Source organism: Aliivibrio sifiae, from assembly GCF_002954715.1.
GTDB lineage: Bacteria > Pseudomonadota > Gammaproteobacteria > Enterobacterales > Vibrionaceae > Aliivibrio > Aliivibrio sifiae.
Map to the genome: position 1 here is coordinate 391646 of NZ_MSCP01000001.1, position 18647 is coordinate 410292.

The 18647-nt window shown below is 39.9% G+C and carries 14 protein-coding genes; all 14 read left to right on the forward strand.

All coding sequences use genetic code 11. From position 1 onward, the window contains the following. Positions 1-206: 206 nt before the first annotated feature. On the forward strand, positions 207-2087 hold the full coding sequence (gene flgK, locus BTO23_RS01740) for a flagellar hook-associated protein FlgK (protein ID WP_060991580.1): 1881 nt from the start codon (positions 207-209) through the stop codon (positions 2085-2087). 17 nt (positions 2088-2104) lie between these two features. Beyond that, positions 2105-3298, forward strand: a complete 1194-nt coding sequence (gene flgL, locus BTO23_RS01745; RefSeq protein WP_060991579.1) for a flagellar hook-associated protein FlgL — start codon at positions 2105-2107, stop codon at positions 3296-3298. 656 nt (positions 3299-3954) lie between these two features. Further along, positions 3955-5094: a flagellin gene (locus tag BTO23_RS01750; RefSeq protein WP_060991578.1), complete on the forward strand. Its 1140-nt coding sequence runs from the start codon at positions 3955-3957 to the stop codon at positions 5092-5094. 318 nt (positions 5095-5412) lie between these two features. Beyond that, positions 5413-6546: a flagellin gene (locus BTO23_RS01755; protein WP_060991577.1), complete on the forward strand. Its 1134-nt coding sequence runs from the start codon at positions 5413-5415 to the stop codon at positions 6544-6546. A gap of 347 nt (positions 6547-6893) precedes the next feature. Continuing rightward, the gene (locus BTO23_RS01760; RefSeq protein WP_060991576.1) at positions 6894-8027 is read left to right on the forward strand and encodes a flagellin; all 1134 of its coding nucleotides are present in this window, start codon (positions 6894-6896) and stop codon (positions 8025-8027) included. A gap of 450 nt (positions 8028-8477) precedes the next feature. After that, positions 8478-9605: a flagellin gene (locus BTO23_RS01765; RefSeq protein WP_060991575.1), complete on the forward strand. Its 1128-nt coding sequence runs from the start codon at positions 8478-8480 to the stop codon at positions 9603-9605. A gap of 244 nt (positions 9606-9849) precedes the next feature. Beyond that, positions 9850-10986, forward strand: coding sequence for a flagellin (locus BTO23_RS01770; protein WP_060991574.1), 1137 nt, complete (start codon positions 9850-9852; stop codon positions 10984-10986). 124 nt (positions 10987-11110) lie between these two features. Then, complete coding sequence (locus BTO23_RS01775; RefSeq protein WP_061003013.1) at positions 11111-11530, forward strand: flagellar protein FlaG; 420 nt, start codon at positions 11111-11113, stop codon at positions 11528-11530. Between the two features lie 47 nt (positions 11531-11577). Then, a complete protein-coding gene (fliD, locus tag BTO23_RS01780; protein WP_061003011.1) occupies positions 11578-13545 on the forward strand; it encodes a flagellar filament capping protein FliD in 1968 nt (655 codons plus the stop codon). A gap of 59 nt (positions 13546-13604) precedes the next feature. Next, positions 13605-13895, forward strand: coding sequence for a hypothetical protein (locus BTO23_RS01785; RefSeq protein WP_061003009.1), 291 nt, complete (start codon positions 13605-13607; stop codon positions 13893-13895). Positions 13896-13910: 15 nt separating this feature from the next. Next, positions 13911-14321 carry a flagellar export chaperone FliS gene (gene fliS / locus BTO23_RS01790; RefSeq protein WP_060991570.1) on the forward strand — a complete coding sequence of 137 codons (411 nt, stop codon included), beginning with the start codon at positions 13911-13913 and terminating at the stop codon, positions 14319-14321. Between the two features lie 189 nt (positions 14322-14510). Beyond that, entirely contained in the window at positions 14511-15992 is a 1482-nt protein-coding gene (locus BTO23_RS01795; RefSeq protein WP_060991569.1) for a sigma-54 dependent transcriptional regulator, read from the forward strand. A 127-nt stretch (positions 15993-16119) separates the two neighbouring features. Then, positions 16120-17181 (forward strand): sensor histidine kinase, encoded by a 1062-nt coding sequence (locus BTO23_RS01800; protein ID WP_060991568.1) that lies wholly within the window; start codon positions 16120-16122, stop codon positions 17179-17181. Positions 17182-17183: 2 nt separating this feature from the next. Beyond that, positions 17184-18620, forward strand: coding sequence for a sigma-54-dependent transcriptional regulator (locus BTO23_RS01805; protein ID WP_105062860.1), 1437 nt, complete (start codon positions 17184-17186; stop codon positions 18618-18620). The last annotated feature ends 27 nt before the right edge of the window (positions 18621-18647 follow it).

An 18647-nucleotide genomic window follows, 5' to 3' on the forward strand; every position in this document is an offset into this window, starting at 1 on the left:
GGCAGGATTTTTTTTTGCCGCTTAAATAATAAAGAGGCAAAGAAAGGCAATAAAATAGATTAGAAAGAGGCAATAAGGAGTCGTAATGATTGTTTTATCTTCTATTTGTTTGATATTAAAGGAAATAAAAGTTGGCACATTGATTGCTATATTAGATTCGTTAGGAAATATTTATTGCATCTTTTATAGAGTTTTTTGGAGGCTACATGGGACTTGATCTGCTACATCTGGGTACACAAGGTGTGCTTACGGCGCAGCGTCAACTGAATACGACCAGTCACAATATTAACAACGTTAATACTGAAGGCTTTAGTCGTCAATCGGTTGTTCAAGAAACAAATATGCCTCATTGGGTGTCAGGTGCAAACCTCGGCGCAGGCGTGCATGTTGCCGCTGTGCGACGTTCGTTTGATCAGTTTGCAACTAATGAGCTGAACCTATCAACAACTAACCTTAATTACTCTATGGATACAGAAGCTAACCTAGATGTTCTAACGAATATGATGTCGTCTATTGGCGCTAAACGTATTCCTGAAAACATCAATGATTGGTTTGATGCTGTAAAAACTCTTGCCGATAGCCCTAACGAAATCGGTGCGCGTAAAGTAGTCCTTGAAAAATCACGTCTTGTTTCACAAAGCTTAAATGACTTTTATGAAAACGTACGTCAGCAAAATTCAGACGTAAATAAAAAGATGGATCTAACAGTAGAGCGTATGAATGGTATTGCTCTAGAGTTAAAAGAAATTAACCAAATGATGGTTAAGACCCCTGGTCCGCACAATGACCTAATGGATCGTCATGAAAAGTTAATTAAAGAACTGTCTCAATACACAAAAGTTACCATTACTAAGCGTGATAACGAGAACGCATTCAATGTCTTAATTGGTGGTGGGCACATGTTAGTGTCTGGTACTAATGCAAGTGAATTGAAAATGATTGCAGGTTCTCCTGACCCATTACAGCGCCGACTAGCAATGGTTGAAGGTAAGGGAATGAAAGCGATTCAACATGACAGTATTGGCGGTAAATTATCGTCATTATTTGAATTGCGTGATAGCACAATCCCAACAATTATGGATGAACTAGGCCGTGTGTCAGTTGGTTTCAGTAGTGAAGTTAACCGCCTACAGAGTCAAGCAATTGATTTACGTGGTCAAGTTGGTGCAAATATTTTCTCTGATGTGAATTCAGAACAAGCAGTTCGTAGCCGTGCCATCATTTCTGGTGACTCGTCTGCTGAAGTTGGCGTATTTATTGATGATATTAGCCAACTAAAAGCAGGGGATTACGCTCTTAAGTATGATGGTAGCCAATATACCGTGACCCGACCTACGGGTGAAGTTCAGCGCTTAGACCCAACCGGTAACCCATCGACCTTTTTCTTAGACGGTATGCGAGTTGAAATTCGTGAACCACTAAGTGCCGGTGAGCGTGTATTACTTCGCCCAACGCGTATTGCGGCAGGCACAATGAAGCTTGAGATGAATGAAGCAGAGAAGATTGCAGCACAAAGCTATGCAAGCTCAGCAACCTTTGCAACAGGTAATGCTAAATTTAAAGTCTTACAAGCTGGTCCATTAAAAGAGTTCCAAGTTGTTATTTCTCCAGCGGCAAATCAGTTTGCAGTACTGGATATGAAAGGCAAAATGCTATTAGAACCACAAACGTACCCACCGCAAGGTCCGGTAACTGTTGGTGGTACTACATTTGAGCTTTCTGGTGGTGCAGCAGCAAATGATAAATTTGCGGCTAACTTAGTTCCATCAGAAGGTGATAACGGCAACCTACTATTAATGCAAGGTTTGCAAACACGTAAAGTGATGGATGAAGGTCGTTCAACCGTTATTGATTTGTACCAAAACGTAAATACAGAAATTGGTCTTAAAAAAGCCACTGCTTCTCGTTTATCTGAAGTTTCACGTGTAGAGAATGAAGCGGCGCAAAGTCGTGTTGCTTCAGTTGCTGGCGTAAACTTAGATGAAGAAGCGGCAAATATGATGAAGTTCCAACAAGCGTACATGGCCTCTTCTCGAATCATGAAAGCGGCAGATGAGACGTTTAATTCAATCTTGCAATTATCGTAATTAGGAGGCAATAGAGTATGTTAAATCGTATTTCAAGCTTTCATAACTACCAATCAGTGCAGAATGATATTTCTCGTCAAGAAGCGAAAGTTCATCAAAACAGCGCACAACTGGCGTCAGGTAAAAAGCTATTAACCGCAGGTGACGACCCTGTTGCTGCGTTATACGCACAAAACCTAACACAGAAGAAAGAAGAGTTACGTCAATACAGTGATACTATTGTTTTAGCACGTAACCGTTTAGAACGTCATGAGGTTGCGATTGCGAATGCAGAGCAATTTGCTGATGACGCAAAGCGCAGCGTGATGGAAATGATTAACGGTTCTCTTGCACCAGAAGACCGTTATGCTCATGCGCAAGACATTAAAGGCATTGCAGATAACTTCTTAAATCTAACAAATATGTTAGATGAATCAGGTAACTATTTATTTTCAGGTACAAAGTCGAAAACACAGCCTTTCTTTAGAGCGAATGATGGAACTGTAGCTTACGCAGGTGATGAATATCAGCGTAGCTTAAAGGTTTCTGGTTCTATTGAGGTGGCAGTGAATGACTCTGGTAGTAAATTGTTTACTGAGATAAAAAATCCATTTGGGGACTATGATCCACAATATGCATTACAAGAAGGGTCTGAGTTACTGCTTTCAAAAGCAACAAATTCTAATTATACCGACCCATCTACCTATGAAGTCACTTTTAAAGCGGCGGCAAATGGTCAATATAATTATCAGTTATCTCAAGACGGCAGTGTGGTAAAGAATGCACAGTTTGATCCTTCTGAAGGGATTAAATATGAAGGCGTTGATATTCAAGTTCGTGGTCAATTAAAAGCGGGCGATACCATCACTCTTGAGCCAAAGAAAACCATCAGTATTTTTGATGCCTTTAAGAAAGCACAAGAATTTGCATTAAAGGATGTTTCTGACGCCTCTAGTACGGCAGAGTTACACCAAGTAACGGATGAGTTTCATGCTGCATTTATTCACTTAAGCCAAGCAAGAGCGGAAGTGGGTACAAGACAAAATACGCTTGATCAGCAAGAATCACAGCATCAAGATTTTGATTTAACTATCTCAAAATCATTAAGTTCGATTGAAGATTTAGATTACGCTCAAGCCGTGATTGAGTTTAATGAAAATACACGTGCACTTCAGGCTTCCCAGCAAGCCTTCGGTAAAGTAAAAGACATTACATTATTTAATTACGTGTAAATTAACACATTTGATGACAAGCCTAGCTGAAATGCTAGGCTTTTTTGTTTTAATTTTAACTGTATGAATAATAAGTTTTTATATGGGAAATGAATTGCCGTTTCTCTTTGTTTTTTGCCGCAGCTGATGTGTCTTTAATTATGTATAAGTACTTATTTTTGAGATGAACAAGAATTTTGTTTTTCTTATATAAATAAAGAGAGATACGACGGAAGCATTAAAGAGGCAAGAGCGGCAAATCGACTTGAAAAGCGGCAAAAAAATAATTTAGATAGAAAGTTAAGAGTTAAATAACACTGAATAACCCTATTTAACTTATTGAAATTGTATAAGTTGATTATTTTTTTTAATTTAAAATGAATTTTTCCTAAAATTGGCACAGCTTATGCTAATTAATAACTATGACTGAGACGCTCACAGTTTGCCAATGGTAAATAGTGGCATGGCAATGGCAAGGTAGAGTAATTCTCTTTGCTTTTGTATGTCAGTCATTAATTCATGTATTTCTTCTCATCTTGGCATGAGATTTGATATGTAAATTACATGACATTGAAAAACATTGGCCAATTGTGGCTGATATTTAACTATGAATTTTAAATATTTCTGAATAGAGCAGAAATTAGATTTCGTGAAAACGAAGCTAAAGGAGAGCAACGATGGCTGTAAATGTAAATACTAACGTATCTGCGATGACTGCGCAGCGTTACCTAAATAACGCAACGAATGATCTAAACAACTCAATGGAGCGTTTGTCTTCAGGTACTAAAATCAACAGCGCAAAAGATGACGCTGCTGGTCTACAAATTTCTAACCGTTTAACAGCGCAGACTCGTGGTCTTGACGTTGCTATGCGTAATGCGAACGATGGTATATCTATCGCTCAAACGGCTGAAGGTGCGATGAACGAATCGACAAACATCCTTCAACGTATGCGTGATTTATCATTGCAAGCGGCAAATGGTTCTAACTCAGATCAAGACCGTTCTTCTATCCAAGAAGAAGTACATGCACTGTCTGACGAATTAAACCGTATTGCTGAAACAACCTCTTTTGGTGGTCGTCGTTTACTTAATGGTCAGTTCGGTGAATCAGCATTCCAGATTGGTGCTAACGCTGGTGAAGCTATTCTAATTAAGTTACCGTCAGTTCGTGCTGATGATGACAGTATGGGTGGCCAACGTTTTGTTTCTGAAAACGGCAAAGGTGCGTCTTGGAACGTTGAACCTGGCAAAAATGACCTGAAATTAGAATTCACAACTAAAAAGGGTGAAGCAATTTCTATCGATATCAGTGCTAAAACAGGTGATGATATTGAAGAATTAGCGACTTACATCAACGGTCAATCAGACAAGATCTCTGCATCTGTTGGCGATGAAGGTAAACTTCAATTGTTTGTTGCTGAACCATCTATTGAAGGTGAGTTAGCGGTATCTGGTAACCTTGCGACTGAACTAGGTTTAGCTGGCGGTCCAGGTATGAAAGCTACTGTTGATAAATTAGACGTAACCTCTGTTGGTGATGCACAAGTTTCTGTTGGTGTTATCGATTCAGCGCTTGCTTATATCGACCGTGAGCGTGCTGATTTAGGTGCGAAACAAAACCGTCTAGGCCACAGCATCAACAACTTGTCTAACATTCAAGAGAATGTGTCTGCTTCTAATAGCCGAATCAAAGATACTGATTTTGCTAAAGAAACAACAAATATGACAAAAGCACAAATCCTTCAGCAGTCTAGTACATCTATTCTTGCTCAAGCGAAACAGTTACCAAACGCTGCACTAACTTTACTGCAGTAACTGAGTAACTAACAACAGTCATCTGAGTGAACAAGAGGTGCTCTCATCTCTCATCATCCTCTTGTTCATTTGATTGTTGTGCAAGCTTCAGGTAACTGGTTTTTTGTGTTCTTCTCACAGATCTCCTCATAAAAAACCAACCTAGCTTTATGCCCCTTTATTGGGGCTACCCTTTTCTATTTACCTCTCAAGTATTGTCTATCCTTTCTAATTCTTTTCTTTTTATTTTCTCTTAAGTTTATTTTTTTTACGCCGATAAAGCGTTATAAGAGTCTGCTTTGCTATATCAGCAAAGAGCTATTTTATTGAGAGGTCATTATGACAGTGACAGTAAACACCAATGTGTCTGCCATGACGGCACAGCGTTATTTGAATCAAGCAACAGATCAATTAAATCAATCGATGGAACGCCTTTCTTCAGGTAAGCGTATTAATAGCGCGAAAGATGATGCGGCAGGGTTACAAATATCCAATCGACTGCAAGCTCAAATGAGCGGTTTAAATGTTGCTGTCCGTAATGCCAATGATGGGATCTCGATTGCTCAAACGGCGGAAGGGGCGATGAACGAATCGACTAACATCCTTCAGCGTATGCGTGATTTAGCCTTGCAGTCATCTAATGGTTCAAATTCCTTGCAAGATAGACAAGCGATCCAAGAAGAAGCTGATGCTTTAAATGATGAATTAAATCGCATTGCAGAAACCACTTCTTTTGGTGGCCGTCGTTTATTGAATGGCCAATTTGGGACATCAACCTTCCAGATAGGTGCTAATGCAGGTGAAGCGGTTCAACTTACTTTAGGTAGTATGCGCTCTGATACCTTAGCGATGGGTGGTTTTCATTACACCTCACAAAATCAGCTTAATAAAGGTTGGACTGTACCTGAAGGTGGGCAAACGTTAACAATGTCATTTGCTGATGAAAATGGAAAAGCTCAAGAGATTACGATAGAAGCGAAAGCCGGCGATGATATTGAAGAGTTAGCCACTTACATCAATGGACAGAATGATACCGTTCAAGCATCCGTGGATGAAAAAGGTCAGTTGCAGTTATTTACTGCCGGAGATCTAGTCTCAAGTGCGGTGACATTTGGCGGCTCTTTATCAGCAGAACTTGCTATTGGTGGAGCGGTATTTGATACAGTTAATGATTTAGATTTAACCAGTGTTGGTGGTTCTCAAAAAGCCATTGCAACGTTAGATGCGGCAATGGGGTTTGTTGATAAAGAACGCGCCACTTTAGGTGCTTTTCAAAATCGTTTTGGTCATGCAATTAATAATCTAAATAATATTAATGAGAACATCTCGGCATCGAACAGTCGTATTGAAGATACTGATTTTGCTAAAGAAACAGTTGAAATGATGAAAGCTCAGATATTACAACAAGTGAGTTCAACAATATTGGCTCAAGCTAAGCAAGCACCTGATGTCGCTTTAAAGCTGCTTGGGTAGTTTTAGTTCTTTACGTATAAAAAACCAGCGTTTGCTGGTTTTTTTTCATCTGTAAAAAGGTATTTATTAATGAGAATTTGAGTAGATTTCTTTTATATCAATAACTTAAAGATCTTTAATGATAAAAATAAAACTTTAGCTATTTTTCTGTCAAATTTAAAAAACTTTGAAGCACGATCATAGTTCATAAAGTAATCGATAATTTTATAAGAAAATCAATAAAGGTTTATTTTTAACCGTCGTTACATTAAGTATCAGGCGCTAATGGCAACATTGTTAGTTCCAAATAATGAAGCTCAGTTTTCCGAAAACGGAAAACAATCGGAAAACTAAACGGAGATACAACTATGTCAATTACAGTAAATACTAACGTATCGGCAATGACAGCTCAGCGTTACCTGAATAGTGCAACGGATGGCGTAAATAAATCAATGGAACGCTTATCTTCTGGTTATAAAATTAACAGTGCAAAAGACGATGCGGCAGGTTTACAAATCTCAAACCGTTTAACGTCACAATCACGTGGTTTAGATGTTGCTGTGCGTAATGCGAATGATGGTATCTCAATGGCACAAACGGCAGAAGGGGCGATGAATGAGTCGACTAACATCCTTCAACGTATGCGTGATTTATCACTTCAATCTTCTAATGGCTCTAACACAACAGCAGATCGTGAAGCGATTCAACAAGAAGTTGGTGCATTAAATGATGAGCTAAACCGTATTGCAGAAACCACATCTTTTGGTGGTTCTCGTCTTCTAAATGGTCAGTTCGGTACTAAATCTTTCCAAATTGGTGCGGATTCTGGTGAAGCGGTAATGCTTAGCTTAAATAACATGCGTTCAGACTCAGCATCAATGGGTGGAACAAGCTATAAAGCAGAAACAGGGTTGGGTGCAGATTGGTCTGTAAATGCTGAGAAATCAGAACTAACCGTGTCGTTTTTAAACAAAGCGGGTGAAGAGAAAGAATTAACGATTAATGCAAAAGCTGGTGATGATATTGAGCAAGTAGCGACATACATTAATGGTCAGACTGATTCAATTAATGCGTCTGTATCTGAAAAAGGTGAACTTCAAATTGTTACCTCTAATGATAAAGTCCAAGGAGAGGTGAACTTCGGTGGTTCTCTGGCTGGCGAATTAAATATGGGTACAGCTCAAGCTGAAACCGTAAAAAGCATTGATGTAACGACCGTTGGTGGTTCACAGAAGGCGGTTGCTATACTTGATGCTGCAATGCAGTTTGTTGATTCTAACCGTGCAGATCTTGGTGCATTCCAAAACCGCTTTAATCACGCGATTTCTAATTTAGATAACATTAATGAAAATGTATCTGCATCAAATAGTCGCATTAAAGACGTCGATTTTGCTAAAGAAACGACAGAAATGACAAAAGCGCAAATTCTTCAACAAGCAAGCTCATCTATTTTAGCTCAAGCTAAGCAAGCACCTAATGCTGCACTTGGCTTGCTACGATAATTAGTTCGTTAAGAATCGTTACCCACTTCTAAGGTAGTAGTGCTCTCACACTATAGCCAAAGCCGAGGTTTTCCTCGGCTTTTTTTATGCCAACTCCAAAAGAATATCAGTTTGTATAATGGCTCATTATTTGTAGTTGTTTAATAAATAGACTGAAATTGCCTTTCTTTCTCTATTTATAGAGATTTTTCTCACGTTTTAGCTCTGATTTAAATTATTTTCGTTTTTTTTGTCTTTTTTCCTAAAGAGTTTTTGATTTTGAGCGATAACCTAATTACAAGACAGAACGATGTTAAACGTTGAATCTTCTTTAAAAAGAAAAGCTTAAAAAAATAAAAAGTTTTTCTAAAGTAATTCAAAGTTAGGTCGTTAAGTTATGTATCAACGATGATTAATACGGTTTCCGGTCCAGGAGCGGAGTGATTCGGAACCAAAGTGGAGAAATAAATTATGGCTATCAATGTAAACACAAACGTATCAGCAATGACTGCACAGCGTTACTTAAACAGCGCAACTAACGACCTAAACAGCTCAATGGAGCGTTTGTCTTCAGGTCTTAAAATTAACAGTGCAAAAGACGATGCGGCTGGCCTACAAATTTCAAACCGTCTAACTTCTCAAACTCGCGGCTTAGATGTTGCAGTTCGAAATGCAAATGATGGTATCTCAATGGCGCAAACTGCTGAAGGTGCGATGAACGAAACAACGAACATCCTTCAACGTATGCGTGATTTATCACTTCAATCTTCAAACGGTTCAAATACACACGCTGACCGTACTGCGATTCAAGAAGAAGTGGTTGCTTTGAATGACGAATTAAACCGTATTGCAGAAACAACATCGTTTGGTGGTTCTCGCCTACTAAATGGTCAGTTTGGCACTAAATCTTTCCAAATCGGTTCAGATTCAGGTGAAGCGGTAATGCTAACACTGAATAACATGCGTTCTGATACAACAGCGATGGGTGGACATACTTACTCAGCGACAGAAGGTAAAGATGCAAATTGGTCAGTAAATGCAGAAAACACAGAATTAACAATGAACTTTGTCGATAAAGAAGGCAAAGAGCAAAACATCTCAATCAATGCAAAAGCAGGCGATGATATTGAAGAAGTAGCGACTTACATCAATGGTCAAAGCAACGCAATCAATGCATCGGTTACTGAAGATGGCAAGCTGCAAGTATTCGCAGCAGCAGAAGCAACAGACATTGAGTTTGGTGGTTCACTAAGCAATGAACTAGGTATGGGCAATAAAGTTGCCGATACAGTGAAAAGCATCGATGTAACTACTGTTGGTGGTTCACAAAAAGCGGTTGCTATCCTTGATTCAGCGATGGAATACGTTGACTCAAACCGTGCAGACCTAGGTGCTTTCCAGAATCGCTTTGGCCACGCTATCAACAACTTAGAAAATATTAATGAGAACGTTAATGCGTCTAATAGCCAAATCAAAGATGTTGATTTTGCTAAAGAAACGACGGCAATGACGAAAGCTCAAATCCTGCAACAAGCGAGCTCTTCAATTCTAGCTCAAGCTAAGCAGGCACCAAATGCAGCATTAGGCCTGTTGGGCTAATCAGCATAGTAAATACTTGTGAGAATGGGAATTTATGCGACACGCTAAGTTCCTTCCCAACAGGTCATAAGTGAGTCTGACTTACTTTTTAAAATTAACTTAGGCTATTCCGCATGTATTTTGTAGAGGTGAGAGTCTACAAAGTGCATAGAGATACGCTTTATAAATATATGTGAGAATCAATAGCTGGTTTGGAGGATGAGACCAAACCACTGTTGTACAATTTTCCTTAGGAGATCTATTTATGTCTATTACAGTAAATACTAACGTATCAGCAATGACTGCACAGCGTTACTTAAACAGCGCAACATCTGACGTTAACCAATCAATGGAGCGTCTGTCTTCTGGTAGCAAAATCAACAGTGCTAAAGATGATGCAGCTGGCCTACAAATCTCTAACCGTCTAAACACGCAAACTCGTGGTCTAGACGTAGCGGTTCGTAACGCAAACGACGGTATCTCTATGATGCAAACTGCTGAAGGCGCAATGAAAGAGACTTCAAACATCCTTTCTCGTGTACGTGATCTTGCACTGCAATCGTCAAATGGTTCAAACACTGATGCTGACCGTAGCGCGATCCAACAAGAAGTAACGGCTCTTTCTGATGAAATGAACCGTATCGCAGAAACAACTTCTTTTGGTGGCACACGTCTACTTAACGGTAACTTCGGTACTAAATCTTTCCAAGTTGGTGCAGATTCAGGTGAAGCAGTAATGCTTACTCTAAATAACCTACGTGCTGACGAAGCAAACATGGGTGGCCAATCTTTCACTGCGAAAGAAGGTGTTGCTGCTGGTTGGACTGCTGGTAAAGACGCAAACATGACTATCTCTTTCACAGACAAAGCGGGTGAAGAGCAATCTGTTTCTATCAACGCTAAAGCTGGCGACGATATCGAAGAAGTGGCAACTTACATCAACGGCCAAACTGACAAAGTTAGCGCTTCTGTTGGTGAAGATGGCAAACTGCAAGTATTTGCAGCTAAAGGCACAATCGAAGGCGAAATCGAATTCTCTGGTGCTCTAGCTAACGAAACTGGTATGTCTGACGCTGTTCAAGCTCAAAAAACAGTTGGTAACATCGACGTTACAACGGTAGCTGGTTCTCAAGACGCAGTAGCAGTTGTTGATGCAGCAATGAAATTTGTTGATAGCCACCGTTCTGAGCTAGGTGCTGCTCAAAACCGTATGGGTCACACAATTAACAACTTAGACAACATTAACGAAAACGTTTCTGCTGCTAAGAGCCAAATCAAAGACGTTGATTTCGCGAAAGAAACAACTGAAATGACTAAAGCACAAATCCTACAGCAAGCAAGCTCTTCTATCTTAGCTCAAGCTAAGCAAGCGCCTAACGCTGCTCTAGGTCTATTACGTTAATCCACTCGATTAATTGATAATACCTAAATAGGTAGGTGGGCGGCTTCATCGTCAACCCACTTACTGAAATATGACAGCAGGGCCGCTCTCCTGCTGTCTTTTTTCGTATTAGGAGGAAAGAGTTATGAACCCCTCATTTGTACCTTCATCAATTCAGTCGTCTACCCCTTCCAATAACGGCACGCAAATTGCTAGTTCTAATCTGCAACCTACATCATCTGTGAATACTATAAATAAAATAGCGGCAAGCGAATCGTCTGAGACATTGACAGCAAGCCAAGCAATTGTAGTAGAAGCAGAGCAACAGCTTGAAACGAAAAAGAAAGAAGAAATTCATCATGCAGTGAAAGAGCTGAATGAATACGTTAAAAGCATGGGGCGAGGATTATCATTTCATCTCGATGACGAATCAGGGCGGCAGGTTATTACCGTTCGTGAAGTCAGCTCTGGTGAAATTATTCGTCAAATCCCTGATGAAAAAATGTTGGAAGTTGCTAGAGAATTAGCTGCCAGTGCATCTGGATTGATAGCTGAGAGGATATGATACCAATGCCATCATTGGTATAAAACGTTAACTGAGGAAAATGCTTCATGAGTATGAGCCCGATGGGGATGGGTGGTGGCCTAGATATCAATTCTATGGTGGGTAAAATAGTTGAAAGCGAGCGCTTACCAAAGCAGCAGCGCATTGACCGTGAACGCTCAGACATAGACATGAATATCAGTGGCTACGGTCGTCTGCAAGAATCGTTAGATACCATGAAAAATCTCATGTCGACTTTTCGCCAAGAGGACACCTTTGCATCTCGAACTATCTCAAGCAGTGATGATGAAGTCGTAAGTGCAACAGCGACACCTGAAGCCTTGGCTGGCCGATATACCATTGACGTTTTGCAATTAGCTCAAGCTCAAAAATTAGCCTCGTCTCCAATTCGTGATGATGCCAAATTTGGTCCAGGTAAACTTGATATATCGTTAGGTGATAAAAACTTCACTATCGATGTTATTGGTAAAAATAATAAGATCACCGACTTACTAAAACAAATTAATGGCGCACCGTCTAATCCTGGTGTGCAAGCTTCTATCGTTAAGGATGATGGCGGATCTCGTCTTATCTTAGCGTCGGACAAACCAGGCGAAAGTCACAAAGTAAAAATTGAAGTTGATGCGGAATATAACGATCAGCTTCATCGTCTTGCTTTTAATCCAAATTTTGATCCAACGGTATCGACTAAGTTCGATATTCCAACCCTTCTTCAATATCAAAATAATCCAGAAATAGCCGCTCAACAAGTGGGTGAACCGTTAACTCAAGAACAAGTTCCTGAATTGAGTGATGAAGAAAAATACGCTTACTTTAAGCCATTAATTGATGTTGCGAATAGAGATCTTGCTCGTGAAGAAAAAGCAGCAAAAGAAATTCTAGTTCAACAAGAAGCGACGGCTGCATTATCCACACTTGAAGACCCAACCGATCCAACATCAGGCATGTCTGGTTGGAGTGAACGCACTGCAGGTACACTGCAAGCGGCACTGCCAAGTGAAGGTGAAAAAATAGAATTAGCTAAAGCGGCAAAACAAGGCGACCAGTCGGCGGCAGAGGCGTTGGCAGAAATTGGTCAAACACCAGATACTGTATTCCAAGCTGCTGGTATTACTTATGAAGCGCCACAAGAAGCACCAAAGAAAGATCTTGTTGATGTAGCGAAAGAAAAAATTGAACAACTGCCGCCAACGATCAAAGAAATCGCAAAAGAAAAATTAGAACCGATCGAAAAAGTTGTCGAAGCGATTAAACCTGAAGGTCCACGTAAGCCACTGTATTCAGGTCTGCAAGAAGTTCAATCTGCCAGCAGTGCAAAAGTGGTGCTTGATGGTGTTGCGAGAATAAGCAGCGACACAAATGTTATTCAAGATGCGGTTCATGGTGTTGATATTACCCTGAAAGGGACAACAGCAGAAAGCAGCAAACGTGTTGATTTGGATGTTCAGTTTGATAGAGAAGGTGTAAAGGCTGCAATTCAACAGTTTGTCTCTACCTATAACCAGTTTTATGAAACCACACAAGCGCTAAGTGGTTATGATCCAGCAACAGGGCAAAGCGGTCCACTTGCTGGAGACAGCGTAGTACGTTCAGCAGAGTCTCGATTAAAATCTGTTTTTGTCTCGCAAGTTGAGTCGGCACCTAAAGACATTAAAACGTTAATTGAACTTGGCATCTCTACGACGCGCCAGGGCACATTAGAAATAAACGATACGATGCTTGATCGTCAGTTGAATGAAAATTTTGGTCAACTGCATACTTTTTTTGGTGGCTCAAAAGGCTTCGCTAAGAAAGTGGAAGATGTTATCCAAAGTATGACTGGTGTTGCTGGCCCAATCCGTACACGAATGAATACCATGCGAGATCAAAACTACCGTTTGAATGATCAGCAGGTTGACTTAGACCGTCGAATGGACAGCTTACAAGAACGTACTCGTAATAAGTTTGCCAACATGCAAGACGTGACAGGAAAAATGAAAGCACAACTGTCCGGAATGATGAATGCGTTAGGTTAATAACGCGATTAATAAAAAATAAACCGATAAATAGCCATCTTTAATAATAGGTATCTTTGATGATGTTATTACAACAATTAGCAAAATTAGATCGAGAGCTACAGATCTCATATCGATGTGATGATATTAATTTTGAGCAAGTGGCGGTTTTTTTATCAGATCGGGAACAACTCTTGCATCAATGCATGCAAGTGTCAGAAATAGTGCATTCTACTGAATGGCAAGCTGCAATTGAAAGAACTCAACTAATTATCAATGAGATGAATGGTTTAGGACAACAATTTGCTTTAGATTATCAAAAACTGAACCATGCAAAAAAATCGGTTCAGTTATATAGAAAATTTCAATAAAACTGAGGAAATACGATGAGAGGTTCACTACAAGCATATAAGAAGGTATCAATTGATAGCCAATTAAGTGCTGCATCACCTCATAAGGTCATTCAAATGCTAATGGCTGGTGCTATCGAGCGCTTGATCCAAGGAAAAGCGGCAATGCAGCAAGGCAATACCGCTGTAAAAGGCGAACGTCTTGGTAAAGCATTGGATATCGTGATCAGCTTGCGTTCATGCCTTTCAATGGATGATGGTGGTGATATTGCAAACAATCTTGATTCTTTGTATGACTTCATGATCCGTCAAATTTCACAAGCAAACCAAAATAATGAATCTCAGCCGATTGATGATGTCGTTGATATGTTGCGTGAAATAAAATCTGCTTGGGACCAGATTCCTGCAGAGTTTCATAACCTTACCGCTGATAAAGTTGGCATATAATAAAATATATTTTATAAATCAAATTTATTTTCTGATTTTTATATTAACCTCTCATTTACGGTATGGCTGTCTATTAGTCGGCAGTCATAGTTGCCTTATTTTTCTTATGCTATAAAATGGTCGAGTAATTCCGTTGCTGTTCAATGAATAAGCCAATTAAATCAAAGAATTAAGGCGCGTAACACTTCTATGAAAGGTTTAGCAAAGACTCTAATTATTGAAGATGATGAGCAGAACCGACATAACCTCAAGGTTATTCTTGAGTTTATCGGTGAGCATTGTCATGCTATTTCAACTTCAGAACTGTCTACTTTTGAGTGGAGTGATCCTTGGAGTGCTTGTTTTTTAGGCCAAGCAACTAATGAATCGCAGAAAGAGCTGATCAAAAAATCATTAATCGATCATAACCATATCCCTGTCGTAATTATGACTGGCGCTATGTACGATCTTGATGATCTTACCAATTATGTTGGTGAATTAAACCAACCTGTTAATTATCCTCAATTAACAGATGCACTTCGTCATTGCCAAGAATTTATGGGCCGCCGTGGTTTAGGTATTCCTCACCTAGGTCGAAAGAATACGTTATTCCGCAGTATGGTTGGACAAAGTTCAGCGATCAGTGCCGTTCGTCATTTAATTGAGCAAGTATCTGGAACTGAAGCAAGTGTTCTTGTTTTGGGTGAATCAGGTACTGGTAAAGAAGTGGTTGCACGAAACCTGCATTATCATTCTCCACGTCGTAAAGGGCCGTTTGTACCGGTTAACTGTGGCGCAATCCCACCAGATTTATTAGAAAGTGAATTGTTTGGTCATGAAAAAGGGGCATTTACAGGCGCGATTACCGCTCGTAAAGGTCGTTTTGAATTAGCTCAAGGCGGTACGCTTTTCTTAGATGAAATTGGTGATATGCCAATGTCAATGCAAGTGAAACTATTACGAGTTTTACAAGAGCGTTGTTTTGAGCGTGTTGGCGGAAATCAAAGTATTAAAGCAGATGTTCGTATTGTTGCTGCAACGCATCGAAATCTTGATGAAATGATTGAGAAAAGTACATTCCGTGAAGATTTATATTATCGCTTAAATGTCTTCCCAATTGAAATGCCAGCACTGCGTGAGCGTAAACAAGATATTCCTCTGTTATTGCAAGAGTTACTTGCAAGAATGGAAGCAGAAGGCAGCACTCGTGTTCGTCTTACGCCTCGTGCTGTCAATTCGTTGATGGAGCATCATTGGCCGGGTAATGTTCGTGAACTTGCGAATTTGATTGAGCGATTAATGATTTTATTCCCTGGTGAGTCTGTTGATGTAAACCATTTACCGACCAAATATCGCTATAGTGATATTCCAGAGTTTCAGCCAGAGAATTACAATCAGCAAACCATTGAAGAGCAAGAACAAGCAGCACTCGCTGACATGTTTGCAAACTTTAGTGATGGTGGAGTCCCTCAGGCGGTGACACAAAGCTTTGGTCCAGCGTCAAATGATTTACCAGAAGATGGTTTAAATCTGAAAGAGATGTTGGCAGATGTAGAAGTTAACATGATATGCCAAGCTCTTGAGGCTCAAAATGGCGTTGTTGCCAGAGCGGCTGATATGCTGGGCATGCGAAGAACGACATTAGTAGAGAAAATGCGTAAATATAATCTTAATAAAGATGATATTCGTTAATAAGGTCTACTGACAAATAATTGACTCGTCAAACTTACTTATTATTGTAAGTTATTGATAATAAGCAACAAAAGGGCTGGCATGTAAAATGCATTAGCCCTTTTGTTGTTTTGGCGGGAATAAAATTATGCAGGGTAATTCAGAGAGTGAGCTCAACTCACCTCTTGGTACAGTAGAAGAACAAAATACACGTTATAAGCAAGTATTAGATGTTATGCCAGCAGGCGTAATATTGTTGAATACTCAAGGTGTCGTGTGTGAAGTTAATCCAGAAGCGATCAGGCTTCTAGGGCCGCCATTATTAGGTGAACGTTGGTTTGAAGTGATTCAACGCTCGTTTGATCCTAGAGAAGATGATGGTCATGAAATCTCGTTACGTAATGGACGTAAGGTACGCTTAGCTATTTCTGCATCAGAAACCGGTCAGCTTATTCTTATTACTGATCTCACTGAAACTCGTTTACTGCAATCTAGAGTCAGTGATTTACAACGTCTGTCATCATTAGGAAAAATGGTAGCGTCCCTTGCACACCAAGTAAGAACGCCTTTATCAAGTGCAATGCTATATGCATCTAATTTGGGCTCTCCTAATTTACCTGCCGCGACACACAAACGTTTCCAAACTAAATTGGTTGATCGTCTTCACGATCTTGAAAAGCAAGTAAATGACATGCTGCTTTTTGCAAAAGGTGGCGATAATAAAGTGGTTAACTCTTTTACGATTGCTGATTTAGTTGCTGAATATCAACCAATGGTTGAAACCGCATTACAGTCAAATCAAGTTGATTACTACTTAGAGGTTGAAGAAGAAGAAACCGTATTAATGGGGAATGCAAACGCCATTGCGAGTGCCATTAGTAATTTGATCATGAATGCCATCCAAGTTATTGGTAAAGAGTGTCAAATCGATGTCTTCTTTAGACCTGTGAACGGATTTTTAAAAATATCGGTACAAGATAATGGTCCCGGTATTCCATTAGAGCTACAAGATAAAATTATGGAACCCTTTTTTACAACACGCTCTCAAGGCACTGGTCTTGGTCTTGCTGTTGTTCAAATGGTGTGTCGAGCACATAAAGGACAACTTGAATTGTATTCAGAACCGGATGATGGTGCGTGCTTCACCATGTCGATCCCGCTAACAGCAACTTATGCTGAATCCGCAACTCAAAGAGAATCTGGAGAATAACCATGGCGCAAAGTAAAGTACTGATCGTAGAAGATGATGAAGGCCTACGCGAAGCGTTGATTGACACCTTAGAATTAGCTGGTTATGAATGGATTGAAGCAGATAGTGCGGAAACCGCTCTATTGATTTTGAAAAAAGAACCCGTTGATATTGTGGTTTCAGATGTTCAAATGGCAGGCATGGGTGGATTGGCATTATTGCGTAGTATTAAGTTGAACTGGCCAAATTTACCGGTTCTTCTAATGACAGCGTATGCCAATATTGAAGATGCGGTTTCTGCAATGAAAGAAGGCGCGATAGATTACATGGCGAAGCCTTTTGCGCCAGAAGTGCTATTAAATATGGTAAGTCGCTATGCTCCTGTAAAAAATGAGCAAACGGGTGATGCGATTGTAGCTGATGAAAAAAGCCTTAAATTACTTAAATTAGCGGATAAAGTGGCTCGAACTGACGCTAACGTGATGGTACTTGGCCCTAGTGGTTCAGGTAAAGAAGTGATGTCTCGTTATATACATAACAATTCGCAGCGTAGTGAGGGGCCTTTTGTCGCAATTAACTGTGCAGCGATCCCAGACAATATGTTAGAAGCCACATTATTTGGTTATGAAAAAGGTGCATTTACTGGTGCTGTTCAAGCATGTCCGGGTAAATTTGAACAAGCGCAAGGTGGAACTATTTTACTTGATGAGATCAGTGAAATGGATCTTAACCTACAAGCGAAATTGCTTCGAGTTCTACAAGAAAGAGAAGTTGAGCGTTTAGGTGGCCGTAAGAGTATTAAGCTTGATGTTCGTATTTTAGCGACAAGTAACCGTGATTTAAAAAAATACGTTGAAGAAGGTAATTTCAGAGAAGATTTATATTACCGTCTAAACGTATTCCCAATTGCATGGCCGCCATTAAAAGAGCGTAAAGGGGACATTAATCCTTTAGCAAAACATTTGATAGAACGTCACTGTCAAAAACAAGGCTTACCTGTACCAACATTAACCGTTGATGCCATGGCTAAATTAGAGTCTTACCCTTGGCCTGGTAATGTGCGTGAATTAGATAACGTTGTTCAACGAGCATTAATTTTGGCTGAAGGTAATCAGCTCACTTCTGATGATGTATTACTTGAAGGCGTTGATTGGGCTGATGCTAGCAGCTTACAACAAGTTGTAAGTGGTGAAGCCCCAACAATTAGACCTGAGCAACAGGTACCGTCAATAAATGAGCCATCAATTACCGAGTTAGAAAACACAAATATTGATGCAGCAAATACATCGACAGGCTTAGGTGGTGAATTACGTGAGCAAGAGTACATTATTATCTTAGAAACGATAAAAGCGTGTGACGGAAAGCGCAAAGATGTAGCCGAAAAACTAGGGATTAGCCCAAGAACATTGAGATACAAGCTTGCTAAGATGCGCGATGCTGGAATCGATATCCCAAGCTAAAACAGTCGCTTACAGTTATTGATATTT